Source organism: Pseudoalteromonas sp. 2CM37A, from assembly GCF_023161885.1.
GTDB classification, from domain to species: Bacteria; Pseudomonadota; Gammaproteobacteria; order Enterobacterales; family Alteromonadaceae; genus Pseudoalteromonas; species Pseudoalteromonas atlantica.
Map to the genome: position 1 here is coordinate 1 of NZ_JALNTJ010000003.1, position 25,473 is coordinate 25,473.

Consider the following 25,473-nt stretch of genomic DNA (forward strand, 5'->3'; position numbering starts at 1 on the left):
ATCGTTGAGCTTGCAGAAGCACTAGATTCTTACATCCCAGAGCCAGAGCGTGACATCGATAAGCCATTCATCATGCCTATCGAAGACGTTTTCTCAATCCAAGGCCGTGGTACAGTAGTAACTGGTCGTGTTGAAGCTGGTATCATCAACGTGAACGACGAAGTTGAAATCGTTGGTATCAAAGAGACTACTAAGTCTACTTGTACTGGTGTTGAAATGTTCCGTAAGCTTCTTGACGAAGGTCGTGCTGGTGAGAACATTGGTGCACTTCTACGTGGTACTAAGCGTGAAGACGTTGAACGTGGTCAAGTACTAGCTAAGCCTGGTTCAATCAACCCACACACTACATTCACTTCAGAAGTATACGTACTTTCTAAAGATGAAGGTGGTCGTCATACTCCTTTCTTCAAAGGTTACCGTCCACAGTTCTACTTCCGTACAACTGACGTAACAGGTGACGTACAGTTACCAGAAGGCGTAGAAATGGTAATGCCTGGTGATAACGTTAAGATGACAGTAACTCTAATCGCGCCAATCGCGATGGACGAAGGTCTTCGTTTCGCTATCCGTGAAGGTGGCCGTACTGTAGGTGCTGGTGTTGTAGCAACTATCGTAGAGTAATAGTTAACGTTTAAGTTAATTAATACTATAAAAACCCGAGCTTAGCCTCGGGTTTTTTAATGCCTGAATAAAAGCCATTAGTTTTTAGCTATCAGCTTTTAGCTGCTTGGCGTTAATGTAAATAATGTTGTTTGGGTTGGCTTTACAAAGCCCGAGTAGAAGTGGTCACTGATGTATAAGGAGGTTTATTGAGTGAATAACTATCGACACTTACAGGGTATTAGCCTAAGCTAAAAATGGCTTAAATTTACAACAGGAAATGGGCGATGAATAATAAAAATAATTATCCGCAAGGTATATTTTGCTGGGCTGAACTGTGTACTCATAATTGGCAAGACGGGAAAGCTTTTTATACCTCGTTGTTTGAGTGGGGAAATGATGATCAGCCCATTGGCGATGATGAGTATTACACTATGCTACAAAAGCAAGGTGACGATATTGCTGCTATGTATCAAATGCCTAAAGAGCAAGTGGGCTCTACGCCTAGCTACTGGCTTACCTATATTGCCGTAGATGATGTTGATGCATGTGCAATTAAGGCGCAAGAGCTCGGTGCGCAAATTATAGCAGGCCCTCATAATGTGATGGATGCAGGGCGTATGTTAATGCTTAAAGATCCCGCGGGTGCCACGGTGGCATTGTGGCAAGGTAAAGAGCATATAGGATGTAAGCGTCCTTGTGAGCTCAACACGCCTTATTGGCATGAAATGGCAACGCGCGATAGTGAAACAAGCCGTGATTTTTACTGTGAACTACTGGGATGGAAAAGTGAAACAAAGCCTATGGAAGGTATGGATTACACCTTGTTTTTAGTTGCAGGTAAGCCCGTAGCAGGCATGCTACAAATGACTGATGAATGGCCACAAGACGTACCTCCCCATTGGATGATCTACTTCGCCGTGGATAACTGCGATAGCTATGTAAAAAAAGCGGCGACTCTTGGAGGGCAAGTATGTGTACCTGCCACAGATATCCCTGATGTAGGGCGTTTTAGTGTTATTTGCGACCCTCAAGGGGCTGTATTTTCTATTATTGAATCGGCAATGGATGATATTAAAGCTTAGTCATTAACAGAGCTTAGGGCTAAATTTTAGACTTTAGTGTGGTTATTTAGGCGCAGTAATTCTGTGCTTTTTTGCTATAATGGCGGGTAATTACACCGTCAGTCAGCAAGAGAGCACAATGGAATTTGAACAAGATAGTAAATTAACCTTACCGTTATTTATTTTAAATGAATCGCTTAGTGAGCGAGATGTAGAAAAGCCCGATTTAGACATTTCATTTGCTCTTGATGATGAGCTACTGACGCAGATATGCCAAAACCCAGCACCTGATAGCAGTATCGCTATTAGTTTAAAAGAGTATGAGCTTGCGCCGCATAACAGCGAATTTAATGCGTTGTTAAACCAAGAGCACGATGCACAAATAACGCTGACCCACGGCCCACTGTTAAGTGTGGTGTTAAATACCCACGACAACCAGACTTTTGTCTCTCCACAAATGGATATGATGCCAACCTTCGACCTAGGTGATGAGGACGAAGAATGAAAAAAATTCTGATCAGCACATTCGTCCTTATTATCCTCAGCGGGTGTGCGTATTTAGGCAATGCTCACTACAACGACTTATTTGGTGATGAACAAACGCAGCAGCGTATAGTGCCGCATGATACAGGTGCTGGTGCCGAGTTTTTGCAAGAAGTAAAACCTGTGCTAGATACACGCTGTGTAGTATGCCATGGCTGTTATGATGCGCCTTGTCAGCTAAAGCTTTCGTCCCCTGAAGGGATAGATAGAGGGCTAAGCAAAGAGCTTGTTTATGATGGTACACGGCTATTAGCCACTACACCAAGCAGGCTGTTATTTGATGCAACGAGCACTGAGCAATGGCGTAAAAAGGGCTTTACTCCGGTACTTAACGAACGTGACCAAAACCCAGAAGCAAACCTTGCCGGTGGGGTGTTATTTAATTCATTAGTGCTTAAGCAAAGTGCACCCTTACCAGAGAATGAAATTCTTGATGACGAATTTGATTTTTCACTTAGCCGCTCTCAAACGTGCGCCACTATGGGAGAATTCGATCGTTTAGCTGCAGAGCAGCCTCATGGCGGTATGCCTTACGGTTTACCGGGCGTGTCTAGCCAGGAATTTTATCATTTACAAAAGTGGCTTAAAGACGGTGGAAAAATGGCGCATATTAAACCGCCCACCAAAGCCGAGCTAACAAACGTTAAAAACTGGGAAGCGTTTTTAAATCAAGACAGCTTAAAATACCAATTAGCCGCACGTTATATTTACGAGCATTGGTTTTTAGCCCATATTTATTTTGGTTCTGATAAACCACAGAGCTTTTTTAAACTGGTTCGTTCAAGTACGCCGCCAGGCGAAGAAATTAAGCTAATTAATACGCGCCGACCATACGATGACCCTAAAGTAAGCCGTGTGTATTACCGTTTACTACAGGACCGCTCAACTGTTTTATCAAAAACACATTTACCGCTAAAGCTTGATGATGCAAAGCTTGCACGTATTTATGAGCAATTTATAGCTCCCGATTATACGGTTACTAAAATGCCAAGTTATAAGAGCGAGGCGGCATCTAATCCTTTTAAAACGTTTGAAGTAATTCCTATTAATTCTAAGTATCAATTTATGCTCGATGAGGCTGAGCTAATTATTATGGGCTTTATTAAGGGCCCTGTATGCCGCGGCCAAATTGCACTTAATGTGATAAACGACCATTTTTGGGTTGCCTTTGCAGACCCTGAAAAAGTCGCGACTCCAGCAGTGGAAGATATGTTGCTTCAGCACGAAGAAGCCCTTGAATTACCTGCAGCAGAAGAAAGCAATGCATTGCCTATCTCTAGCTGGGTTAAATACTCAGTGCGTGAGAAAAAATACTTACAAGCCAAAGTTGAACTGGCTAACGAGATGTTTAAAAACGGAGAGCATTTAACCACCGACCTATTGTGGAAAGGTGAAGGGCATAACAAAAATGCCGCGCTTACAATATTTCGCCATTTTGATAGTGCCACGGTAGTGAAAGGCTTTATTGGTCAAGAGCCTAAAACTATGTGGGTATTAGATTATGCGCTATTTGAGCGTATTCATTACTTACTTGTTGCAGGCTTTGATGTATACGGAAATATCGGCCACCAATTAGTGACCCGCCTATACATGGACTTTTTACGTTTAGAGGGTGAGCAAAACTTTTTGGCGTTATTACCTGAAGCGAAGCGCCATCAAATTAAAAAAAGCTGGTATAGAAAGTCTCCGCCAAGCTTATCTAAGTTTTTTAAAAACAACCGAGAGTTTAGCCAACCTAGCGGTATTGAATATAAAACGGATGATCCACAACACGAGCTGTATGGGTTAGTTAAGCAAACTTTAGCGCCAGTACTGAGTGAGCACTACGACTACACAAAAGTACCCACGCCATTAAATGCACTAAACAATATGCCGGCTAAAGCTATAAATTTATTACCGCAGTTATCGTATATTTTGGTTAAGCAAGACGATGCTTCACATAAAGCTTATACGCTTATTCATCACAACGCGCATTACAATATTTCCAGCTTATTAAATGAAGATGGGCAGCGCGCTTATGATGAAGATACCGCCACCCTAGTGCCTGGCTTTATTGGTGATTACCCTGCGGCTATTTGGTATTTAAATGATCAAAATGAAGTGGGTGAGTTTGCACAGCTATTACCTATGATGCAAATTGAAGCAGATTATGCTGCAATAAAAGTAAAATTTGGTATTCGTCGCTCACATCCAGAGTTTTGGAAATACAGCGACATAATGCACCAAGTAGCTAAAGAGTATCGCGGCGTTGAATTTGGTATGTTTGACTACAACCGATTAGAAAATCGCTAACTGGTAATTACAAAAGTGTCGCAAGTATTGCCCTTTTTGCCTCACACTTAATACATTTAGCCCAGTCATGTTACTGGGCTTTTTATTTATATAATTACTAAAGCTGATGTTGAGTTTTCTATATATAGGCTACACTTAAAATAAAAAAGCGGCCTTGTATGTTTAAAATTATTGCCAATGTAAGACAGCGTTACCGATGGGCGCTTATTGCTATTGCTCTGTTAATAAGTGGCTCAGCATTATTGCTGCAGTATGGCTTTTCTGTACAAAAGTACGATGCTAAAATTATTAATATGGCAGGTAAGCAGCGCATGCTCTCGCAAAAAATTGCTTGGCATAGCAATGCACTTCTTTCATCACGAATCGATGTTGCTACCCATACCAATTCCCTCGAACACTCTCTCGCACAATTTAAAACAGCTCATGAGGTATTACTTACTAAGCAAGGTAGTAGTTACCGTTATTTAACGCCAGAATTAGTAAAGTTATACTTTGCTGAGCCAGCTAATCTAGATAGCGAAGTGAATGAATTTATTGCCCAAGCTAGCTGGCTGCTGTATCAAAAAGGCGAGGTAGACACACAGGTGCTCAACGTAGCACATGTAGAAAACCTGCTAGCTAAGCTTGACCGCGCGGTTACTTTATTTGAGCAACATGCAGTGAAAAAAGTTAACCGCGTGTCTAATTTAGAATTGCTGTGCTGGTTAGTCGCCATGGTGTTATTGCTCGTTGAGCTAAGATTTGTGTTTATGCCGATGGAAAAAGAGGTGGAACGCACCTTAACAGCACTTCAAAAACAAAAGGACTTTGTAGCGCAAATGAGCCAAAACAAAGAGCACTTTATTGCCAGAGCAAGCCACGAATTTAGAACACCGTTACAGGGATTAATTACGTCGATTGATGAGCTATCCATCAATGCCGAGCAGCAAAATATTAAAACGCAAGCAAGCTACTGCGCCCTTAGACTTCTATCTATGCTTGATGAGCTACAAGACCTACAAGCACTAAGCACAGGAAAGTGGGCGCCAATTCTTAAAAACGAAAACCTTTTAGAATCCATAAACAAAGTGGTGTTGGCGTATGAGTATGCAGCGCAGCAAAAAGGGCTAACATTAATCACTCATTTTGATGAGTCTCTTAATTGTTTTTGTAAATTAGATCATCAGCGCTTACAGCATGTATTAACCGAGCTAATTAGCAATGCAATAAAGTTTACCGACAAGGGCGAGGTTGAAGTTGCTGCAAACATGCAAAACTCGCAATTACAATTAACCGTTAATGATAGTGGGTGTGGTTTTTCTAGCGAAATAACAGAACTAGAGTTTGACTCATTTAAACAAACTAACCACTTTCAAGGCCTAAGAACGGGATTAACACGGGCGCAGTATGTTGTTAAAGCGCTGCATGGTTCGCTTTCATTTAAAAACAACGCAGCGAGTGGCGCTCATGTTACGCTTAACTTGCCGATTGAAATTACTAACCAGCAAACAGAAAGAGAAGTCGAAAAAAAGCTTTTTTGCCTTGTGGTTGAAGACAACGAATTAAACACCTTGTTACTCACACGTATTTTGGCAACGTTAGGTGTGGACTATGAATGCGTTGTAAATGGCCTAGAAGCCTGCGAAAAGGTAGGTAAGGCTGACTATGACGTGGTGTTTATGGATTTAAACATGCCGGTCATGGATGGCTTTGAAGCGACTAAAAAAATACGCAAAGAGCTAAATAAAACCATGCCCATAATCGTTGTTACAGCAAATACCTCAGCCGAAGACATGGACTTGATTTATGAATATGGCGCGAGTGAGCATATTCATAAACCCATAAGTAAGCAGGCAGTGGCTGATGCATTAGTAAATGTGTGCATAGCTAATGAAATAAATTAATACGCAATTAAATACGCTTGCTAAAGCAATTTACTATACGTTAAGTTGTTTATTTAGCTTATGGTGAAGGCAGTATTGTGCAAAGTATTGTATTTGAACAATTTAGTGGTTATTTAAAAGGGCAAGGTAAAAGCCGTTTCACAATTAATGACTTAAGTTGGCAAGTGAGTGCTGGTGAGCACTGGCTATTACTAGGCGCTAATGGCGCAGGTAAATCGGCATTGAGCGCCGCATTAACGGGTGAAGCTAAGCAGCAAAGTGGTACTTTTAAAAGTACCTTTAATAGCACGCAGCTTGTGTCATCTGATGTGCAAAAGCAGTTAATCAAAAACGAAATTGAGCATGAACATCACAGCTTAGTAAAAGATTTTATCTTCCCTCAAAATAGTAGCTACAACCATGAGTTACGTACAAAACTAATAGATGCCTTTAATTACAGCGCCCTTTTAGACAGGCATTTTAGAGATCTCTCTACCGGCGAAACCCGTAAACTCCTACTTATAAATGCGCTAAGTAGTCATGCTGATTTAGTGGTACTAGATGAGCCATATGATGGCTTAGATAAACATTCGTGTGAGGTGCTAAACACTTTATTAGAAACACTTAGCTCAACAATTAACTTTGTGTTTGTGTTAAATAGGCTTGATGAAATCCCGCCGTTTATTACTCATTACGCTTATGTAAATCAGGGGCAGTTGCAGCATGTACTTAATAATCCAAACGCAGAGCAGCGTGCTGACTTGCTTAAACTACTGCATTTAACCCATACCGCTTTAGAAATACCTCAACCGGATGACTCCCAAGGCCGTGCAGAGTATACCGCCGATACATTGATTAAGCTTAGTAATGCAAAGGTGAGCTACGCTGGGGTTGATGTATTTAAAAATCTCAATTGGCAAATTAATAAACATCAACACTGGCAACTTAGTGGTAAAAATGGCTCAGGTAAAACCTGCTTATTAAATTTAATAACTGGCGATAACCCTCAATGCTACAGCAATGATATTCAGGTATTTGGTTTTAAACGCGGAAGCGGTGAAAGTATTTGGGATATAAAACAGCATATTGGCTATATATCAAATGCACTGCATATGGATTATCGAGTAAGTATATCGGCATTGAATACGGTTATTTCTGGGTTTTACGACAGCATTGGCTTATATCAAAAGCCAACAGAGTCACAGGTAAATACAGCTAAGCAATGGTTAGCGCTGATTGGGTTAGGCGATAAACAAAATAGCTCATTTACGCAACTTTCATACGGCGATCAGCGCATGCTGTTAATAGTGCGTGCTATGGTAAAACACCCCACGTTACTTATTTTAGATGAACCTTGTTTGGGGCTTGATGAAGCAAATAGACAGCGAGTACTAATATTAATAGAGAAAATTTGTGCCGCAAATACCAGCACTGTAATTTATGTAAATCACCATGCGGCAGACAAAATTAAAGGGATTGAGCATTACTTAAAAATGGAAGATTTTAATTAAAGGCTGGGCTGAATATGCCCAACCTTTAACGCCACGTTATAGGCGAGTAATGGTAAAGCCTGCATCAGTTAACTGTTTAATTAAACCATGCTGCTCCGGTAAGTGCAGCGCGCCTACAGCAATAAATAGCTTTTCGTTAGTTAAGCGAGGCACTAATTGCTCCACCCATTTATTATTACGATTAACTAGCATAACTTGCTCGCTTATTTCACCGTAGTTACTCTCGTCAAAACTCATGTTGTAGTATTCAGTCAGCGTATCCATATCACCATTTTTCCAGGCGTTTACTAACTTAATAAAATAAGTATTAATATCGGCAAGCTGTTCAAACGTTTCTTCAATCATTTCATTACTGAGCAAAGCCATGCCATCAAACATTTGCAGTTGCTGCTCTAGTGTTTCTAACTCTCCAATCGTGATGTTTTGCTTTTTAGCGTAAGCAAGTACTTGCTTGTCTATGCCTGTTTGGTCAGAAAACCCTGCATTTTGAAATTCAATCTGCATCATGGTTACCATTACAGCCCAAGGTTTGAGGCCATTAAACATAGCTATATCAATCGATTTTTTAGCAAAGTAGTCTTTAAGCTTATTGTAGTTTTGTTTTGAGAGTTCTGTTTGTAATGTTTTGCCATCTTTAAGCATCATAAAGGGCATTGAACGCTGCTGCATTTGCAAAGGCGTGAGTTTACTTATATCTACTTCAACAACAACTTGCTCGCTTTGATCTATAGCCTTAGTTACTTTTTCTGGTAAGCCTTTCATGCTGGCATCGCCTACGTGAACTGTGCCAAACAAGTAAGAGCTAGTACCGTTTTTTTCTACTTTAAATAATGCCGGCGCTGCGACACTATTAAAACTAGTTGCTATAAAAAGTGCCAGTATAAAGAACTGACTAATTCGAGAGAGGGCTTGCATGGTTTGTCCTTAAATCTAATTGAGTTGCCTAAATACTAGCTTAAATTAAAGCGCTTTAATAAACCTATTTGGTTATATTAAACACTTTTAAATGCGCTTATGAATTTAGTTGCACTAGGGCACCTTATTTAAATAGGGTGAATGTAATTGAGTGGTGCGTAATAGGGCTTGCGGAGTAAACCTGCCTAATTAGCAAAGTTTTAAGTTATTTACCGTGCTGCGCTGTTATTTGTACTACAATGTATCAAAAATTAATCAAGCCCTATATGGCTATTATGGGGCTAGTGAATTTACTTGATGCAAATTAAGGTATAGATTTTTCATTTAAGCCTTTTTTTGTGAATTTAAAATCCGTTTAAAGTCGCTTTTTGCTCTTTTGTTGAATTAAGTTTGGTGTTGACTTACTCGCCTTAGCGCGGTACAAATACATATACAGAGCGAAGAGTATTACTTCGTAACAAATGAACACATTTTGGTATTAATTACATGCTTACAAATGCACTTAACCTAGTCCTGATTATTATCGTGGTGATTATTCCCGCGAGGGCTTCGTAGTGCTATAAACTTAAGCATTAAAAAGCCCTCCGCACCTAACCGTTCGGAGGGCTTTTTAGTTTTAAGCACAAAGTTTTAAAGATTTTATACCAATTCGCTTAATTAAGTGATCTATTTTGAGGATAGATAAACGTGTTGATAGCTAGGCAAAAAATTCGCTATTTAGTTGTTCTAAATGAGAATTTTTTAACGCAGATAGCGACACTTTTAGCCCCCTAAAAATAATTAAGTATTATTGCGGATTGGTATTAGCTATAAGTTTTTTAAGTAAGTATGTAATTGGGTTGTCACTGAGGAATGAGGATTAATTAATGACAGGCGCAGAACTAACAATCGATTTATTAGCCAAGCACGGCGTAAATGAAGTATTTGGCTACCCTGGCGGAGCTATTATGCCCATTTACGATGCGCTGTATGGTGCGCCTGTAAAGCATTACCTTACTCGCCACGAGCAAGGTGCTGGCTTTGCCGCAGTGGGTTATGCTCGCAGCACAGGCAAATTAGGCGTTTGTTTTGCTACCTCAGGCCCTGGCGCTACTAACTTAATAACAGCTCTTGCCGATGCAATGATGGACTCAGTGCCATTATTAGCAATTACAGGCCAAGTACCGACTGCCGCTATTGGCTCAGATGCATTTCAAGAAGTCGATGTACTAGGGATGTCACTGTCGTGTACTAAACATAGCTACATGGTAGAGCGCCCAGAAGACTTAGCTGAAATATTACAAGAAGCCATGCACTTAGCTCAAAGTGGTCGCCCAGGCCCAGTGCTTGTAGATATTCCAAAAGATATTCAAATGGCGCAAGTGCCTTTTAAACCTTGGTTAGCTGCTGATGAATATTTACCACAACTTGATTTAAACCAAGTAGCCATTGCAAACCAGTTATTAACTGAAGCAAAGCAGCCAGTAGCGTATGTAGGTGGTGGCGTACAAGCCGCCGATGCGCAAAATGAGTTAATGCAGTTTTTAAACAAAACACAAATGCCAGCGGTATCAACATTAAAAGCGCTAGGCAGTGTGTTACCAGATTACGAGCACTACTTAGGAATGCTAGGCATGCACGGCACACAAGCGGCTAACATAGCAGTACAAGAGTGTGATGTACTTGTATGTATAGGCGCGCGCTTTGATGACCGCGTAACGGGCAACTTAGCCAAATTTGCAGCCAAAGCAAAAGTCATTCACTTAGACATTGACGCGGCCGAAGTAGGTAAACGCAAACCTGCTAAAGCGTCCTTAATTGCTGATCTAAAAACCTCATTACCCGCACTTGAGTGTGTTGTAACACCTAAAGCATGGTGCGATACAAATAAGCTCATGAGCGAAAAACACGCATGGCGTTACGACTACCCAGGCGAAAAAGTATTTGCCCCGTATTTATTGAACCAGTTAAGCCAGCGTATGCCAAAAACAGGCGTGGTGTGCTGCGATGTAGGCCAGCACCAAATGTGGGTGGCGCAACATATGAAATTTAACCACCCAAGTAATCACTTAAGTAGTGGTGGCGCAGGCACTATGGGCTTTGGTTTACCAGCGGCTATTGGCGCGCAAGTAGCACGCCCAGACGATTTTGTAATAACGGTGTCGGGTGATGGCTCAATCATGATGAACATTCAAGAGCTTGCCACTATACGTCGTAACAATTTACCAGTAAAAATACTAATATTAGATAACCAACGCTTAGGTATGGTTCGTCAATGGCAGGAACTGTTTTTTGAAGGGCGTTACTCTGAAACCAATCTTTCAGATAACCCTGATTTTGTTCAGTTAGCGGCGGTATTTGGTATTCCTGGGCAAACTATTACTAAAGCCAACGAAGTAGACGATGCAATCACTGCACTGGTAAACAGCGAAGGGCCGTATATTTTACATGCCTGTATAGATGATAAAGAAAACGTATGGCCGCTTGTACCACCAGGGGCTGCAAATGACGAAATGATTACGGAGAAAGCACAATGAAACACAGCTTAACTATTGCATTGAAAAACCAAAGTATTGCGGTGGAGCGCTTTTTACGTGTTGTGCGTCACCGTGGTTTTGACCTTACGCATTTTCAGCTTAATACCGATGAAGCTCAATATACGATAGCAATGACGGTCGATAGCGATAAGCCTATTCATCTATTAACCAGCCAGCTAAATAAGTTGGTAGACGTGAAAGAAATTAGCTTAGAAAATTTACAGCAACAAGCAGTGTAACTGCTAACGAAACACATTTACGCGTTACTGAATATAACCATCAGTAACTCAACAATTTTTAGAATGAGGAATGCCCGCTTACACAGCGGCAAAACAGAGGTAACTATGGCTAAATTAAGAAGTGCAACAACAACTGAAGGACGTAAACGCGCAGGCGCACGTGCATTATGGCGCGCAACAGGCATGACCGACACCGACTTTGGTAAACCTATTATTGCTGTAGTTAACTCGTTTACGCAATTTGTACCAGGGCATGTACACCTTAATCAGCTTAGTGAGCTAATGGCTGAAACAATCACGCAAGCAGGCGGCGTTCCAAAAGAATTTAATACCATCGCAATTGATGACGGCATCGCAATGGGCCACGGTGGTATGCTTTACTCACTGCCTTCTCGCGACTTAATTGCAGACTCTGTTGAGTATATGGTTAACGGCCACTGCGCCGATGCGATGATCTGTATTTCTAACTGTGACAAAATCACCCCAGGGATGATGCTTGCAGCGCTACGTTTAAATATACCGGTTATTTTTGTATCGGGCGGGCCAATGGAAGCGGGTAAAACCAAACTTGCTAACATCGATATTAAACTAGATTTAGTTGATGCCATGGTAAAAGGCGCTGATGAAACAGTAAGTGATGCTGATTCAGAGCAAGTAGAGCGCTCTGCGTGTCCTACCTGTGGCTCGTGTTCGGGTATGTTTACTGCCAACTCAATGAACTGTTTATTAGAGGCTATTGGCCTTGCACTACCGGGTAACGGAACAACACTTGCAACGCATAAAGATCGTAAGCAACTGTATGTAGAAGCCGGCGCTCGCATTGTTGACTTGTGCCGCGAGTACTACCAAAAAGACAACCACGACGTGTTACCGCGTGCAATTGCAAATAAAACAGCCTTTATGAACTCTATGGTGGTTGATATTGCCATGGGTGGTTCATCTAATACCGTATTGCATTTATTAGCAGCAGCACAAGAAGCCGGTGTAGATTTTGATATGTCGCACATTGACGAGCTTTCTCGTAAAACCCCATTTTTATGTAAAGTAGCCCCAGCTACACCTGAGTACCACATAGAAGATGTGCATCGCGCTGGTGGCATGATGGCAATTGTACGTGAGCTAGGTAAAGCGGGTTTAGTTGATTTATCGGTAAACCACGTAGCGGGTATGACGATGGGTGAGCTTGTTAAAAAGTGGGATGCGACTGATCCTACAAACGAAGCAGCACAAAAGTTTTACCGTGCGGGCCCTGCCGGTATTCGTACTACAAAAGCAATGAGCCAAGAGTGCCGTTGGGATGAAGGCGATAACGACCGAGAGCATGGTTGTATCCGTAGTGTTGAGCATGCCTTTAGACAAGATGGTGGCTTAGCTGTGCTTTCAGGTAACTTAGCGGTTGATGGCTGTATTGTTAAAAGCGCAGGTGTAGTTGACGAAATGCTGCATTTTGAAGGCACCGCAGTGGTGTACGAATCACAAGATGATTCAGTAGAAGGCATTTTAAACGACGAAGTAAAAGCCGGTGATGTTGTGGTTATTCGCTACGAAGGCCCTAAAGGCGGCCCAGGTATGCAAGAAATGCTTTACCCAACGAGCTACTTAAAATCAAAAGGCCTTGCTGAAAAATGTGCCTTGATCACCGATGGTCGTTTCTCGGGCGGCACTTCTGGTTTATCAATTGGCCACGTATCGCCAGAGGCGGCAAGTGGCGGTGCTATTGCGTATGTTGAAAATGGTGACAAAATTATCATTGATATTGCAACACGTGAAATCACCCTTGCATTAAGTGATGAAGAGCTAGAAGCACGTAAACAAAAGCAATTAGCGCGTGGTAAGCAAGCGTATAAGCCGCTTGATCGTGACCGCTATGTATCGTCGGCATTAAAAGCGTATGCATTACTTGCAACCAGTGCCGATAAAGGCGCAGTACGTGATTTAGCCAAACTGGAGGAGCTTAGCTAATTATGGTTTCTCAAGAGCTCGATTATTTTCGCGCTATTATTCAGGCCAATATGGAACCGCTAGCTAAAGTAACTGAGGTCAGCGAAATGCGCGACCTCAGTGATAAATTAGGCAACCATGTTTGGTTAAAGCGTGAAGATCAACAGCCCGTGTATTCGTTTAAGTTACGCGGTGCTTATAATAAATTAAACAAGTTACCAAAAGGGTCTGTTGTTATTACGGCATCTGCGGGTAACCATGCACAAGGTGTGGCGCTTAGTGCTTCACACCTTGGCCATAAAGCCACTATCGTTATGCCAGTTACCACGCCTGAAATAAAAGTAAGTGCGGTACGTGCGCTGGGCGGTGAAGTGGTTTTACATGGCCATCATTTTGATGCTGCAAAAGCACATGCACTTGAACTAACAGAGCAACGCAATGGCGTATTTGTACCGCCTTTTGATGACCCTGACGTAATTGTGGGGCAAGGCACAGTGGCTCGCGAGCTTATGCAGCAACTCAACGAGCTTGATGCGGTATTTATCCCCGTTGGCGGTGGTGGTTTACTTGCTGGTATGGCGGTTTATATCAAATCATTACGCCCCGATATAAAAGTCATTGGCGTAGAAGCTGACGAAAGTGCATGCTTACAAGCCGCGCTTAAAGCGGGCGAGCCTGTTGAGCTTGACCGTGTTGGCAGTTTTGCCGATGGCGTAGCGGTTAAAATTATTGGCAGTGAAACATTTCGCTTAGCGCAAAAATTTTGCGATGAAGTTGTAACTGTCAGTGGCGATGAAATTTGTGCCGCTATGCAAGATATTTTTGTCTCTACTCGCGCAATTTCAGAGCCCTCAGGGGCACTTGCAACCGCTGGGCTTAAAAAGTGGAGCCAGCAATCGGGCTTAAAAGGGCTGCATTTAGCAGCGGTGCTTTCGGGTGCTAACTTAAACTTTGATCGCTTACGTTATGTGGCTGAGCGTACTGCGCTAGGTGAAAAAAACGAAGCGCTACTTGCGGTGACCATTAAAGAAGAAAAAGGTAGCTTTAAGCAGTTTTGCACCTCTTTAGGTGGTCGGGCTATTACTGAGTTTAACTACCGTTATGCAGGCCCAGGTGAAGCGCAAATATTTGTAGGTATTGCCCTGCGCCAGGGTGAGCAAGAACTCAACGAACTAAAACAAGACCTAACTAACAACGACTACCAATTTTGCGATTTATCAGATAACGAACTCGCTAAATTACACGTACGTTATATGGTAGGGGGTAAAGCACCGGAGCAGTTACATGAAAGGTTATTACGGTTTGAATTTCCGGAATACCCAGGAGCCCTTGCGCGCTTTTTAGATACCTTAGGTAGCAATTGGAATATTACTTTATTTCATTATCGCAATCATGGGGGCTCTATCGGAAATGTACTTGCGGGCTTTGCTATTGAGCCAAGCCAATTTGATATGTTTAACGAGCACTTAAACCGCTTAGGTTACAGTGTACAAGATGAAACACATAACCCGTGTTTTACGCAGTTTTTAACCTCTCAGCCACAAAACCCAAACGTTGACAATTTAGCCTCAGCTTAGGGTTTTTATAAGCAAGTATGCACGTTTGCATGCTTGCTTTATCGTGTGTTTTAAATATAGTTACAGCTAATGACTACTATTTGGAACACCCAGTTGCTTATTAAAGGATTAATATTTGTAATTTTGCTTTTTTGCAGCCAACTAATGGCTCAAGAATCAGTCACCTTACAACTAAAATGGACCCACCAGTTTCAGTTCGCCGGCTATTATATGGCTCAGCAAAAAGGCTACTACAAAGACGCCGGACTTGATGTAACCATACGCGAAGCCAATCCTAAAATGCCTGACACTTTCACGCCTGTAGCAAGTGGAGAAGCCCAATTTGGCGTAGCGCATTCGGGTATTTTACAACAAAGAGTAAACGGCCAACCGCTTGTAGCAATGGCGGCTATTTTGCAGTTTTCCCCATACTGTTGGATGGTAAAAGACAGCTCTGATATTTTTCACCCTCGCGATTTTACCGCTAAACGTATTACCGAAGTGAGTAAAAAAGACAGTACCGAGCTGCTGGTTATGCTTAAACGCAGCGGTATTGATATTGCTACTTTAGAGGTATACGAAGGCGATGAGCCCGCGCTACAAGCGTGGCAAGAAAACAAACTTGATGCAATGCAAGTGTATGTCACCACTCAGCCTTACTTTATGACTCAGCAAGGGGTATCGCACCGCCTTATATGCCCACAGCGCTATGGCATGGATGTGTATGGTGATGTGTTATTTACCAGCGAATCAATGCTTAAAAAGCACCCGCAAACGGTCGAAAAGTTTTACCAAGCGAGCTTAAAAGGTTGGCGCTATGCGATGATGAATATGGATGAAGCCATTGCAATTACTCAGCAAGTGTATGCGCCAAACAAAAGTTTTCATCAGCTAGCTTATGAAGCCGAAGTATTGAAAGACTACATAATGCCGCCTACGACCCTTTTAGGGAATATGTCGATGGCCAAGTGGCGCTTAATTGCAGATTATTATGGCATTAAGCAAACGCAATTTGACGAGCACAAAGCTGGGTTTGTTTATAAATACCAAGAGCCAGAGCGATTACAACTGTCGTGGATGCTAATAGCCGCCTTTATTGTGAGTATTATTTCGATCCCTCTTTATTTGCGTTTAATACTTGGAAAAAAATAACCGCTTAATGCTGCTCTGCGCAACTGGTATAATTAAACGTCTTTTTACTATTTTAAGTTGTTATGAACCTAGCTGAGCAGTTTGCAGCACTCGATGCAGTGCTAATGAATACCCGCGAATATTGGCAATGTACAGCATTTGATTTTGATGAGTTACCGTGGCCTGAGCTACAAGCGGCGTTAAATAACTTATCAGATGAAGATGTCGCAAGGCTTGATAACGATCAGCAACAGCTTTATCAATTTTTTAGCCCGTTTATTGCTGGGGTAGAGCAGCTACCTGAGCTGTGCAATTTACCAAAAAGCCAGCAGCAACGCGGTGAATACCCGTTTTGGATAAGTAACGGTATTAAAGGGCGTAAGTTTGAGCAACTGCAAGACTTTGTTTCAGCATTAACGAGTAATACACAGCCTGTACTTGAATGGTGCGCAGGTAAAGGGCATTTAGGCCGAATGCTTGCTTATAACGGCGCGCAAAGCGTACACAGTGTTGAGCTACAAGGGCATCTTTGCGAGCAAGGAGAGCACAGTGCACGCAAGCAAGGTTTAGCGATGAAATTTAGCCAAGCTAATGTGCTTGAAGATGAAACACGCCATTTTTTTAATACCGACACACATGCGGTTGCACTGCATGCATGTGGCGCACTGCACCAAACATTTATGCAACAGGCCAGCGCCGCTAGGGTAAAACGTATTAGTTTTTCGCCGTGCTGTTATCACTTATTTACCGATAGTCGTTATCAGGCAATGAGTGAGCTTGCCCTTGCTAGTAAGCTTAATTTAACGCACCGCGATTTAAAATTGGCGCTGCAAGAAACAGTTACAGCCCCTTCACGTGTAGCTAAAATACGAAAAACTGAGGTGGAATGGCGCTTAGGGTTTGACGCACTTCGAAAGTCACTCACTCATGAACAATATTACGTGAGTGTGCCTTCAGTTAACAAAGCCGTGTTTTCTGATACGTTTGCACAGTTTTGCGCTTGGGCGGGGGATAAAAAGTCTATAATTATCCCTCAAGACACTGATTACGATAAGTTTTTATTAATTGGTAAGGCGCGTAAAAAAGTAACAGAGCGAATCGAACTGGTTCGACATGTGTTTAGAAGAGCAATAGAAGTTTGGCTTGTGCTCGATCGTGCTTTATATTTGCAACAGCAAGGTTATCACGTTTCAGTTACCACCTTTTGTGAGAAACAATTAACTCCTCGCAATATTTTAATTCTTGCAAACACCAACTAAAAAGGCGCTCATTATTTGTCTTTTCTGGGGTGTAATTTCTATCCCGTCCTAAATAAGAGATGCAATGAGAAAGCTAAAAAATTTATTCGAAAACAACAAACGTTGGGCTGCACGTACAACCGAAGCCAACCCTGAGTTTTTTAAAATATTATCAATGCAACAAAACCCAGAGTACTTGTGGATTGGCTGTTCAGACTCGCGTGTTCCTGCCAACCAAATTGTTGATTTACTGCCGGGTGAATTATTTGTACACCGTAATGTAGCTAATGTGGTGGTACATACTGACCATAACTGTTTATCGGTAATGCAATACGCGGTAGAGGTGCTTAAAGTAAAACATATTATGGTGGTTGGCCACTACGGCTGTGGCGGTGTACAAGCGGTATTAAATAACGCCAAATTTGGTTTTATTGATAATTGGTTACGCCATGTTGGCGATGTAAAAGAAAAACACTTAGAGCAGCTTAATGCAATGGATGAGCAACAGCGTTTAAGTCGCTTAATTGAGCTAAATGTTATTGAGCAAGTACGCAACGTGTGTAGAACAAACATAGTTCAAGATGCATGGGATAAAGGCCAAGAGCTCACGATTCATGGTTGGGTATATGGATTAGAGAACGGCCACTTGCACGACTTATCATCGGTTGTAACCTGCGCCGATGAAGAAGGCGATGTGTATAAAAAAGCCGTTGCACATGTACTCGCTAAAGCCAGTTGCGAGTAATTTAAACAATGACTAAAACGGCAATAATCATAGGGGCAACAGGGGTTGTGGGGAGTGAGCTATTAACGCTTTTACTGCAAAACCCTGCGTTTGGCCATGTGATTGCTATAACTCGCCGTAAGCTGGACGTTGAACATACTAAGCTCACTAATCAGGTTATTGAGTTTGATTGTTTAACCAACTACTGCGCGTTATTTAAAGGGGATGTGTTTTTTTCGTGTTTGGGCACTACTAAAAAGCAGGCTGGCTCAACCGCGGCGCAGCGTAAAGTTGATTTTGATTATCAGTTTATTGCGGCGCAAATGGCGGCAAACAATGCAGTGAGCCATTATTGCTTGGTGTCATCAAGCGGCGCTAATGCGCACAGCATCAGCCCTTACTTAAAAATGAAAGGCGAGCTTGAGCAGCACATAAAAACGCTGGGCTTTGCAAAAGTAAGTATATTCCAGCCGTCTTTATTAATGGGTGAGCGAAACGATACACGAATAGCTGAGCAAATAGGCGCATTTGTGTTACCTGTTATTACTCAACTTCCTTTTTTAAAACGTTATAAACCCATTACGGGTAAGCAAGTGGCGCTAAAAATGTGCGCTGTAAGTTTGGCGCAGCAACAACCACTGCAATACTATGTATTAGAAGCACTTTTTAATACATAGTGGGTAAATGTTAAAACTAAAAGCAAAAAAGCAGCCTTAGCTGCTTTTTTTGTGGCTGAGTATACATACGTAAATACGTGCTACTCGGCGTTATTTTTAGCATTTAGTTGTTGCTCTAGTAACACAACTTTTGCTTCAAGCTCAGTGAGTTTTTCACGAGTACGAATAAGTACTTGGCTTTGCACATCAAATTCTTCGCGGCTAACAAAGTCCATTTCAGCCAGCTTATTTTGTAAAACTTGTTTGGTTTTACCTTCCAGTGTATCTGCTAGGTTTTTTACACCTTGCGGCATGTTGTTGGTGATTTGCTTAGCAATTTCTTCAAGTTTTGCTGGATTGATCATAATCGTCCCTTGCTGTTGCCCTAAAATGATAATGACTAATATTACCTTATACCTAAGGTATTTAATACATGATCACCACAATGGAATTAATTAATCTAATGGCTATGCCTGTATCTGTGGTTACGGTAAAATTAGCTGCCTTTTAAAACTCCATGGTCGTTATGAAACTCAATCCAAAACAAGATGAAGCAGTAAAATATATTAGTGGTCCGTGTTTAGTACTCGCGGGTGCAGGCTCAGGTAAAACCCGCGTAATCACTAACAAAATTGCTTATTTGGTGCAAAAGTGCGAGTACAAAGCACGTAATATTGCTGCGGTAACGTTTACGAATAAAGCGGCCAAAGAGATGCGCGAGCGTGTATTACAAACGCTTAATAAGCAAGAGGCGAAAGGGCTGTGGGTATCAACTTTTCATACCCTAGGGCTTGAAATAATTAAAAAAGAGCTCAAAACGCTTGGCTTTAAAGAAGGTTTTTCACTGTTTGATGACCAAGATACTAACCAGCTGTTAGGTGATTTAACCGAAGACGAACTTAAAAAAGACAAAGACCTACTTAATCTATTAAAAATGCAAATAGGCAGCTGGAAAAACGAATTAATTTTACCAGAGCAAGCCATACGCGAAGCACGTGATGCGCAAAAGGCGTTATTTGCGCAGCTTTACGCGCGTTATCAAAATCAGCTGCGAGCATATAACGCACTGGATTTTGACGATTTAATAATGGTCCCCACCTTATTACTGAGTAGTAATGCCACCTCACGAGAGCGTTGGCAGCAACGATTTAGGTATTTGCTGGTGGATGAATATCAAGATACCAATACCAGCCAGTACCAGCTTGTTAAGTTATTAGTAGGCGAGCGAGCGCGTTTTACTGTGGTAGGGGATGATGACCAATCTATTTATTCATGGCGCGGAGCCCGCCCCCAAAACTTGGTACTGTTAAGTAAAGATTATCCCGGCCTTAGGCTTATAAAGCTTGAGCAAAACTACCGCAGCGCCCAGCGCATTCTAAAAGCAGCAAATATTTTAATTGCCAATAACCCGCACGATATCGAAAAAAAGCTATTTAGTGAGCTTGGTTACGGTGAGCCGATTAAAGTGATTGGCTGTAGGGATGAAGAGCATGAGTGCGAGCGAGTTGTTGCTGAAATAATTTCTCATAAATTTATGAAGCGCACCAGCTATAAAGATTACGCTATTTTGTATCGCGGTAACCACCAGGCACGCGGTTTTGAAAAATCATTAATGAGTAACCGCATTCCCTATAAAATTAGTGGCGGAATGTCGTTTTTCTCGCGCTCAGAAATTAAAGATATTATGGCGTATTTACGCTTGTTGGTTAACCAAGACGACGATAACGCTTTTTTACGCATTGTTAATACGCCGCGCCGTGAAATAGGCACCGTTACACTTGAAAAGCTAGGCACACTTGCAAACGAAAAACACCAAAGCTTATTTGCCACCTGTTTTGATAACGACCTAGGCTACCGCCTTAAAGGGCGTGGCTTAAATGCGCTTTCGGGGTTTGCACGTTGGGTTGTTGAGCTTTCAGATAATGCAGTGCGTAGCGATACACTCGAAGCGGTAAAAGACTTGGTACGTAATATTAACTACGAAGCGTATTTATATGAGTCATCGCCAAGTGCCAAAGCGGCAGAAATGCGCATGAAAAACGTCTCAGAGCTGTATCGTTGGATCACCGATATGCTCACCGGAGATGCCGATAACGAACCGATGACCTTACCTGAAGTGGTCAGCAAATTAACGCTTCGCGATATGCTAGAGCGTAACGAGGAAGAAGATGAGTCTGATGCGGTACAGTTACTTACTTTGCATGCATCTAAAGGCTTAGAATACCCGTACGTATTTATGGTTGGTATGGAAGAGGGGTTATTGCCACACCAAGTAAGTATTGACGAAGAAAACGTAGATGAAGAGCGCCGTTTAGCATACGTAGGGATCACACGGGCCCAGCAAGAGCTGACACTAACATATGCAAAAATACGTCGTCAGTTTGGCGAAACCTCACAAACAGAGCTAAGCCGCTTTGTGCAAGAGTTACCGCAAGATGACCTAGCGTTTGAAAACAAAAAAGCCCCAAGCTCGCAAGCTGAGCGCATGGAAAAAGGCCAAGCACGGGTCGCTAACTTAAGGGCGATGCTGAAAAAACCTAGTTAATAGACTGCGCGGCGTTGTTATTAGCCGCTACTGGCTCCGATAAGCCTTGCTGCTTAGCAACAAATAAGTTTAGTCCGTATTTATCTAGCAAGGCTCTAAAGTTGAGTATAGAAGGGCCTTTGGCAATAACTTTTATGCCTTTTAGCTGAGTGATTGCCAGTACACCTTGTAATTGCAAGTTAAAGCTTTCTTGTTGCAGTACGCGTTTACTTAAGGTTGAGCTAAGTAGTACATAATCGAAGGTAATGTCGGTCAGTGCATTTAGCTCACAGCGGTCTTTTGCAAAGTTATTTAAGCCAATGCTGTAGCCAAGCTGCGAGAGCTTTTTAAGGTTTTCTAGCTGAGTTGCACAGGCGTAACGTATTTCTTGGTCGTCAAACAATAAACACAGTTGACTTTGCCCTTGCAGCTTACTTAATACCTCAGTAAATAAATTGAATTCAAGCGCTTCTAAAAGTAGCCCTGAGCATGGCAATAATACCATGGCTACATTTGCCGCTAAGGCATGGGCATAGGCGTGTTGTAATAGTTCTAATTCAACTTGGAGGTGCTGCTCTTTATCGGTTGCAAACTTTTTCAGCACTTCAAAACTGGTATAGCCTAATACAGGGTGTTCACCAAAGGCTTCAAACAGTGACTCTGATTGCTGTTGTTCATCAAGGTTTATAATATCTGCACTTCTAAAACTCATCGGGAGTGAATCAAGATGGTGCTGTGCTGGAGATTCTGCACTTGTTAGTGTTTGCGTTAATAACGGGTGGAACAGCTCATAGCGGTCGCGCCCCGCATTTTTAGCATAATACATAGCAGCATCGGCATCGCGAATAATTTCATCGGTATGCTGATAACTTGAATTTGAGTACGTTATACCAATACTTGCACCACTTTGAATGCAGGTACCTTTACTGCAAAATGGCTTTTTCATTATATTAATAATGCGATCAGCTACATCTTCTGCTTGTTGTAGCTCTGTTAAGTGGGTAAGCAAAATTACAAACTCATCACCACCAAGGCGAGCGAGTAAATCGTGTTCGCGAATACAATGCGAAAATAAATCAGCCACACTTATTAAAAATTGATCGCCGGCATGGTGACCTAGTTGATCGTTTATATCTTTAAACTTATCTAAATCAATAAATAACACAGCAAAGTGATGATCAGGAAAACGATGGTAATGCTGCAGTGTTTTTTCTAGCTGGGTTAAAAACAAGCTACGATTAGGGAGGCCTGTTAATGAGTCGTGATGCGCATCATGATAAAGCTGTTGCTCTACTTTTTTGCGCTCATCAATTTGCATTTGTAAATGTAGGTTAGCTTGCTGCAGCGCTTTTGTTTTTTCGTTAACTCGATACTCTAACTCTTGGTGGCTAGATTTAAGTGCTTGAGTGGCTAACTTTGTTTGTAAAACCGTGGCAATTTGGTGTGATACAAAAGTAATAAGCTCGCAGTCGTCTTTGCTAAAAATATGATTATTATTATACGCTTGGCATGCAATTAAGCCGATAACCCCTTGCGATGTTTTAAGCGGTGCACCTAGCCAGCTGGTGGCCATTTGCTCCTCTGGTACTGGCTTATTTCGTTGTACATCACCACTTTCTAATAGCTCTTTGGCTCTACTAGGGTGTATAAGTTGGGTCTGCTCGCTGCTAATAACCAGTTCGCTATAACCTTTTGCAAACGGCCTTGGCTCGGTGTTGTCTTTAAATTCATCCACACAGTACGGGAAGCTAATCCAACCAGTATCTTTGTTATAAAGTGCAATGTATAAGTTTTCTGCGTATGTAATGGTTTTTATTATTTGATGAATTTTTACATAGGCATCATCTAAGTTTTGCGCTTGTGTTGCCAACTCCGATATTTTAAACAAAATTTGTTGCCGTTGCAGTGCGCGTTTTCGTTGTTCAATTTCTAGGTTTAGCGCATCATTACTTTGCGTGAGCGCGCGGGTGCGAATTTTTACTTCAGATTCGAGCAGCTCTCTTTTTTTAACTCGCTCTATGGCTGTGGCTAAGTATAAAGACATTACTTCGAGTAAATGCACTTGCTGGCTGCTGTAATCTTGGTGTTTATCGTAACTTTGCGCAGCAAGTACGCCAATAATGTTTTGCTCTTGATAAATAGGAACACCAACCCAGTACTCAGCAGGTGAGCCTAGTGCTTTAAACAAGCCGTTTTGTGCAGCGCTTTGCATCTCTTGTTTGGTAAAGCAGGTGGTTTTGCCAAGCTTATAAACGTAGCCTGTAGCGCCTTCTTCAAAACTATTATCTTGATTGAGGGCGACTGATATACCATCTTTTTCATCGCAAAAATAAGAAAGTTCCAAGGCATGAGTATATTGATTAGCAAGCACCACGTAAAAGCTTTTACTAGGTAGGTATGCTTGTAAAATGTCATGGATAGCGGGGTAAAGTAAGGTTAATTCGGCAACAGAGCTTGCTTGCTCTGATAGCTGGATCAGGGCATTTTGTAAGTGGTGAGATTGCTTATACTTTTCTAATAGCGCTTTAAGACGTTTATTTTGGTGCGCTAGTTTACTCGGTGCCGCGGGTTTATCTTCCGATGACATGAATCATATTATTTTATTATTGTATGTTTATTAAACGTATAATTTCACTTTTAGTTGCGATCGTCAAGTAACTAATGCCCTAAAACAGCAACTAAAAAGATTATTTTAGGAATAAAAAAAGGCCTATTATAAAAATAGGCCTTTTTAAATTAATCACCCTAGTTATCAGGGGCTTAATTAAATTATTTAGATGTCATGAAATCAATAGCTGCGCTAATCTCATCATCAGAACAATCCATACATGTTCCTTTTGGCGGCATCGCATTAAAACCGTTGATAGCGTGATCAAGCAGTACATCTTTACCTTTAGCGATACGCGGTGCCCAGTCATCAGCTGATTTAGGTGCACCTAGTGCGCCAGTACCGTGACAGGCAAAACATGCGCCTTGGTACACTTGCTCACCAGAGCGAGGGCCAGTAGGAGCTGCGGCTGCAGCAGCTTTCTCGCCTTCAAGATAAACAGCGCCAACTGGTGCTAAACGTTTTTTAATCGCATCTTCAGTCATAGAGTTATCATATGGCTGTGCGTATGCGGTGGTTGCTAGCACTAATAATGCTGCAGCTGATAGTTTTTTCATTTTGCCTTGCTCACTTCGATTTGAACGTGATCAATCACGATTATAGATGACGGAAATTAAACCGATTATACCTTTGTGTAACAATTTATAAAACGCCCACTGGTGTTTTTATCGATAAAACTGACTAATTTTTGCGTTAACGCAATAAAATTGCATGTTTCAGTTAACAAACATTTATAATCGGTGGCTTAGTAAATCACTATTTAAGCTAATGCTAGTACGTTTTTAACCAGTTTTTCGATCCCCGCATCGGCATCTAAAATAGACTGCGCCAGCATATAAGCAGGGGTGGTAACGAGTTTATTGTCCTCATCAATCACAATATCATCAACCGCACAGGCTGTGTGAGTAGAGCCTAGCTGGGTTAAAGCGCTAGCGGTCTGTTCATCATTACCTATGGTTAAAGTAGCATTGGGATATATAAACGGAATTAAAGCCGGCGCAATGCACATGTATCCAGCGGCTTTTTGTGCATTAGCAAACTGTTTACAGGCCTCTAATACTAGGTCGTTTATCTGCGCATCAGCGCCTTTAACGGCAAAATCACATAAGTTTTTAGCGGCACCAAATCCCCCTGGTACTATTAACGCATCAAATTCAGATGCCTTTAATTCGCTTAAAGATTTTATATCACCACGGGCAATGCGTGCTGCCTCAGTGAGTACATTACGGTTGCTTGGCATTTCTTCACCGGTAAGGTGATTAATAGTGTGAAGTTGTTCTATATCAGGAGCAAAACATTGATATGCAGCACCGTTTTTAGCTATGTGCAGCAGTGTTAATACCGCTTCGTTTATTTCACTGCCATCGTACACACCACAGCCGGCTAATATTACAGCTATCTTTTTCATGCTTTTGTGCTCCTTAAGTATTTTAAATAAGTCGTTTGGGTGAAGTTTAACACGGGCCAAAACACACACTAAAATAATTTTTTAGTTTAAAAAGTATTCGCAGTGCAAGTTGTATTGCGGTTTATGCCATTTTTGCCAGTGCGCT

Annotated in this window: 20 protein-coding genes; 15 read left to right on the top strand and 5 right to left on the bottom strand. The window is 41.8% G+C overall.

Annotation, left to right across the window (positions count from 1 at the left end; genetic code table 11):
* From MTF68_RS07445 to MTF68_RS07470, 6 genes are all read left to right on the top strand, one after another.
* Positions 1 to 621, top strand: a 621-nt coding sequence (locus MTF68_RS07445) for an EF-Tu/IF-2/RF-3 family GTPase (protein ID WP_248462132.1), incomplete at its 5' end; no start/stop codon positions are given.
* Between the two features lie 266 nt (positions 622 to 887).
* The gene (locus MTF68_RS07450; RefSeq protein ID WP_064386307.1) at positions 888 to 1,685 is read left to right on the top strand and encodes a VOC family protein; all 798 of its coding nucleotides are present in this window, start codon (positions 888 to 890) and stop codon (positions 1,683 to 1,685) included.
* Positions 1,686 to 1,803: 118 nt separating this feature from the next.
* Complete coding sequence (locus MTF68_RS07455) at positions 1,804 to 2,169, top strand: hypothetical protein (protein WP_248462133.1); 366 nt, start codon at positions 1,804 to 1,806, stop codon at positions 2,167 to 2,169.
* Positions 2,166 to 4,499 (top strand): fatty acid cis/trans isomerase, encoded by a 2,334-nt coding sequence (locus MTF68_RS07460; protein ID WP_029774303.1) that lies wholly within the window; start codon positions 2,166 to 2,168, stop codon positions 4,497 to 4,499. The genes MTF68_RS07455 and MTF68_RS07460 overlap by 4 nt, the downstream gene beginning before the upstream one ends.
* Positions 4,500 to 4,657: 158 nt before the next feature.
* Positions 4,658 to 6,382 carry a response regulator gene (locus MTF68_RS07465; RefSeq protein WP_096041038.1) on the top strand — a complete coding sequence of 575 codons (1,725 nt, stop codon included), beginning with the start codon at positions 4,658 to 4,660 and terminating at the stop codon, positions 6,380 to 6,382.
* A 77-nt stretch (positions 6,383 to 6,459) separates the two neighbouring features.
* A complete protein-coding gene (locus MTF68_RS07470) occupies positions 6,460 to 7,872 on the top strand; it encodes an ATP-binding cassette domain-containing protein (RefSeq protein WP_248462134.1) in 1,413 nt (470 codons plus the stop codon).
* A 36-nt stretch (positions 7,873 to 7,908) separates the two neighbouring features.
* Here the strand turns inward: MTF68_RS07470 and MTF68_RS07475 are convergent, their stop codons facing one another.
* The gene (locus MTF68_RS07475; RefSeq protein WP_004589293.1) at positions 7,909 to 8,787 is read right to left on the bottom strand and encodes a TraB/GumN family protein; all 879 of its coding nucleotides are present in this window, start codon (positions 8,785 to 8,787) and stop codon (positions 7,909 to 7,911) included.
* A gap of 866 nt (positions 8,788 to 9,653) precedes the next feature.
* On the opposite strand from MTF68_RS07475, the gene ilvG reads away from it, so the two are divergent.
* The 8 genes from ilvG (at position 9,654) to MTF68_RS07515 (ending at position 18,809) form a co-directional block, all read left to right on the top strand.
* Complete coding sequence (gene ilvG / locus MTF68_RS07480; protein ID WP_004589294.1) at positions 9,654 to 11,303, top strand: acetolactate synthase 2 catalytic subunit; 1,650 nt, start codon at positions 9,654 to 9,656, stop codon at positions 11,301 to 11,303.
* Entirely contained in the window at positions 11,300 to 11,542 is a 243-nt protein-coding gene (gene ilvM / locus MTF68_RS07485; protein WP_004589295.1) for an acetolactate synthase 2 small subunit, read from the top strand. The genes ilvG and ilvM overlap by 4 nt, the downstream gene beginning before the upstream one ends.
* A gap of 105 nt (positions 11,543 to 11,647) precedes the next feature.
* Positions 11,648 to 13,504: a dihydroxy-acid dehydratase gene (gene ilvD / locus MTF68_RS07490; RefSeq protein WP_024032149.1), complete on the top strand. Its 1,857-nt coding sequence runs from the start codon at positions 11,648 to 11,650 to the stop codon at positions 13,502 to 13,504.
* Positions 13,505 to 13,506: 2 nt separating this feature from the next.
* On the top strand, positions 13,507 to 15,060 hold the full coding sequence (gene ilvA / locus MTF68_RS07495) for a threonine ammonia-lyase, biosynthetic (RefSeq protein ID WP_248462135.1): 1,554 nt from the start codon (positions 13,507 to 13,509) through the stop codon (positions 15,058 to 15,060).
* A 144-nt stretch (positions 15,061 to 15,204) separates the two neighbouring features.
* Positions 15,205 to 16,191: an ABC transporter substrate-binding protein gene (locus MTF68_RS07500; protein ID WP_248462136.1), complete on the top strand. Its 987-nt coding sequence runs from the start codon at positions 15,205 to 15,207 to the stop codon at positions 16,189 to 16,191.
* A 62-nt stretch (positions 16,192 to 16,253) separates the two neighbouring features.
* A complete protein-coding gene (locus MTF68_RS07505) occupies positions 16,254 to 17,429 on the top strand; it encodes a methyltransferase (RefSeq protein ID WP_248462137.1) in 1,176 nt (391 codons plus the stop codon).
* 64 nt (positions 17,430 to 17,493) lie between these two features.
* Positions 17,494 to 18,153, top strand: a complete 660-nt coding sequence (can, locus tag MTF68_RS07510) for a carbonate dehydratase (protein ID WP_248452228.1) — start codon at positions 17,494 to 17,496, stop codon at positions 18,151 to 18,153.
* A gap of 8 nt (positions 18,154 to 18,161) precedes the next feature.
* The gene (locus MTF68_RS07515) at positions 18,162 to 18,809 is read left to right on the top strand and encodes an NAD(P)H-binding protein (protein ID WP_248452227.1); all 648 of its coding nucleotides are present in this window, start codon (positions 18,162 to 18,164) and stop codon (positions 18,807 to 18,809) included.
* An 80-nt stretch (positions 18,810 to 18,889) separates the two neighbouring features.
* Here MTF68_RS07515 and MTF68_RS07520 read toward each other — a convergent pair whose 3' ends face one another.
* A complete protein-coding gene (locus MTF68_RS07520) occupies positions 18,890 to 19,153 on the bottom strand; it encodes an accessory factor UbiK family protein (RefSeq protein WP_004589302.1) in 264 nt (87 codons plus the stop codon).
* A gap of 161 nt (positions 19,154 to 19,314) precedes the next feature.
* Here MTF68_RS07520 and rep point away from each other — a divergent pair, with 161 nt between their 5' ends.
* On the top strand, positions 19,315 to 21,333 hold the full coding sequence (gene rep, locus MTF68_RS07525; RefSeq protein ID WP_248462138.1) for a DNA helicase Rep: 2,019 nt from the start codon (positions 19,315 to 19,317) through the stop codon (positions 21,331 to 21,333).
* Here the strand turns inward: rep and MTF68_RS07530 are convergent.
* From MTF68_RS07530 to elbB, 3 genes are all read right to left on the bottom strand, one after another.
* Positions 21,326 to 23,899 carry a diguanylate cyclase gene (locus tag MTF68_RS07530; RefSeq protein WP_248452226.1) on the bottom strand — a complete coding sequence of 858 codons (2,574 nt, stop codon included), beginning with the start codon at positions 23,897 to 23,899 and terminating at the stop codon, positions 21,326 to 21,328. The two genes, rep and MTF68_RS07530, sit on opposite strands and share 8 nt — an antisense overlap.
* 182 nt (positions 23,900 to 24,081) lie before the next feature.
* A complete protein-coding gene (locus MTF68_RS07535; RefSeq protein ID WP_004589305.1) occupies positions 24,082 to 24,477 on the bottom strand; it encodes a cytochrome c5 family protein in 396 nt (131 codons plus the stop codon).
* 203 nt (positions 24,478 to 24,680) lie between these two features.
* Positions 24,681 to 25,328, bottom strand: a complete 648-nt coding sequence (gene elbB / locus MTF68_RS07540; protein ID WP_248452224.1) for an isoprenoid biosynthesis glyoxalase ElbB — start codon at positions 25,326 to 25,328, stop codon at positions 24,681 to 24,683.
* Between the last annotated feature and the right edge of the window lie 145 nt (positions 25,329 to 25,473).

What these genes read in the sequence shown, in the direction of transcription:
- MTF68_RS07450 (WP_064386307.1), top strand. Translation starts at nt 888, where the DNA reads ATGAATAATAAAAATAATTATCCGCAAGGTATATTTTGCTGGGCTGAA.
- MTF68_RS07455 (WP_248462133.1), top strand. Translation starts at nt 1,804, where the DNA reads ATGGAATTTGAACAAGATAGTAAATTAACCTTACCGTTATTTATTTTA.
- MTF68_RS07460 (WP_029774303.1), top strand. Translation starts at nt 2,166, where the DNA reads ATGAAAAAAATTCTGATCAGCACATTCGTCCTTATTATCCTCAGCGGG.
- MTF68_RS07465 (WP_096041038.1), top strand. Translation starts at nt 4,658, where the DNA reads ATGTTTAAAATTATTGCCAATGTAAGACAGCGTTACCGATGGGCGCTT.
- MTF68_RS07475 (WP_004589293.1), bottom strand. Translation starts at nt 8,787, where the DNA reads ATGCAAGCCCTCTCTCGAATTAGTCAGTTCTTTATACTGGCACTTTTT.
- ilvG (WP_004589294.1), top strand. Translation starts at nt 9,654, where the DNA reads ATGACAGGCGCAGAACTAACAATCGATTTATTAGCCAAGCACGGCGTA.
- ilvM (WP_004589295.1), top strand. Translation starts at nt 11,300, where the DNA reads ATGAAACACAGCTTAACTATTGCATTGAAAAACCAAAGTATTGCGGTG.
- ilvD (WP_024032149.1), top strand. Translation starts at nt 11,648, where the DNA reads ATGGCTAAATTAAGAAGTGCAACAACAACTGAAGGACGTAAACGCGCA.
- ilvA (WP_248462135.1), top strand. Translation starts at nt 13,507, where the DNA reads ATGGTTTCTCAAGAGCTCGATTATTTTCGCGCTATTATTCAGGCCAAT.
- MTF68_RS07500 (WP_248462136.1), top strand. Translation starts at nt 15,205, where the DNA reads ATGGCTCAAGAATCAGTCACCTTACAACTAAAATGGACCCACCAGTTT.
- MTF68_RS07505 (WP_248462137.1), top strand. Translation starts at nt 16,254, where the DNA reads ATGAACCTAGCTGAGCAGTTTGCAGCACTCGATGCAGTGCTAATGAAT.
- can (WP_248452228.1), top strand. Translation starts at nt 17,494, where the DNA reads ATGAGAAAGCTAAAAAATTTATTCGAAAACAACAAACGTTGGGCTGCA.
- MTF68_RS07515 (WP_248452227.1), top strand. Translation starts at nt 18,162, where the DNA reads ATGACTAAAACGGCAATAATCATAGGGGCAACAGGGGTTGTGGGGAGT.
- MTF68_RS07520 (WP_004589302.1), bottom strand. Translation starts at nt 19,153, where the DNA reads ATGATCAATCCAGCAAAACTTGAAGAAATTGCTAAGCAAATCACCAAC.
- rep (WP_248462138.1), top strand. Translation starts at nt 19,315, where the DNA reads ATGAAACTCAATCCAAAACAAGATGAAGCAGTAAAATATATTAGTGGT.
- MTF68_RS07530 (WP_248452226.1), bottom strand. Translation starts at nt 23,899, where the DNA reads ATGTCATCGGAAGATAAACCCGCGGCACCGAGTAAACTAGCGCACCAA.
- MTF68_RS07535 (WP_004589305.1), bottom strand. Translation starts at nt 24,477, where the DNA reads ATGAAAAAACTATCAGCTGCAGCATTATTAGTGCTAGCAACCACCGCA.
- elbB (WP_248452224.1), bottom strand. Translation starts at nt 25,328, where the DNA reads ATGAAAAAGATAGCTGTAATATTAGCCGGCTGTGGTGTGTACGATGGC.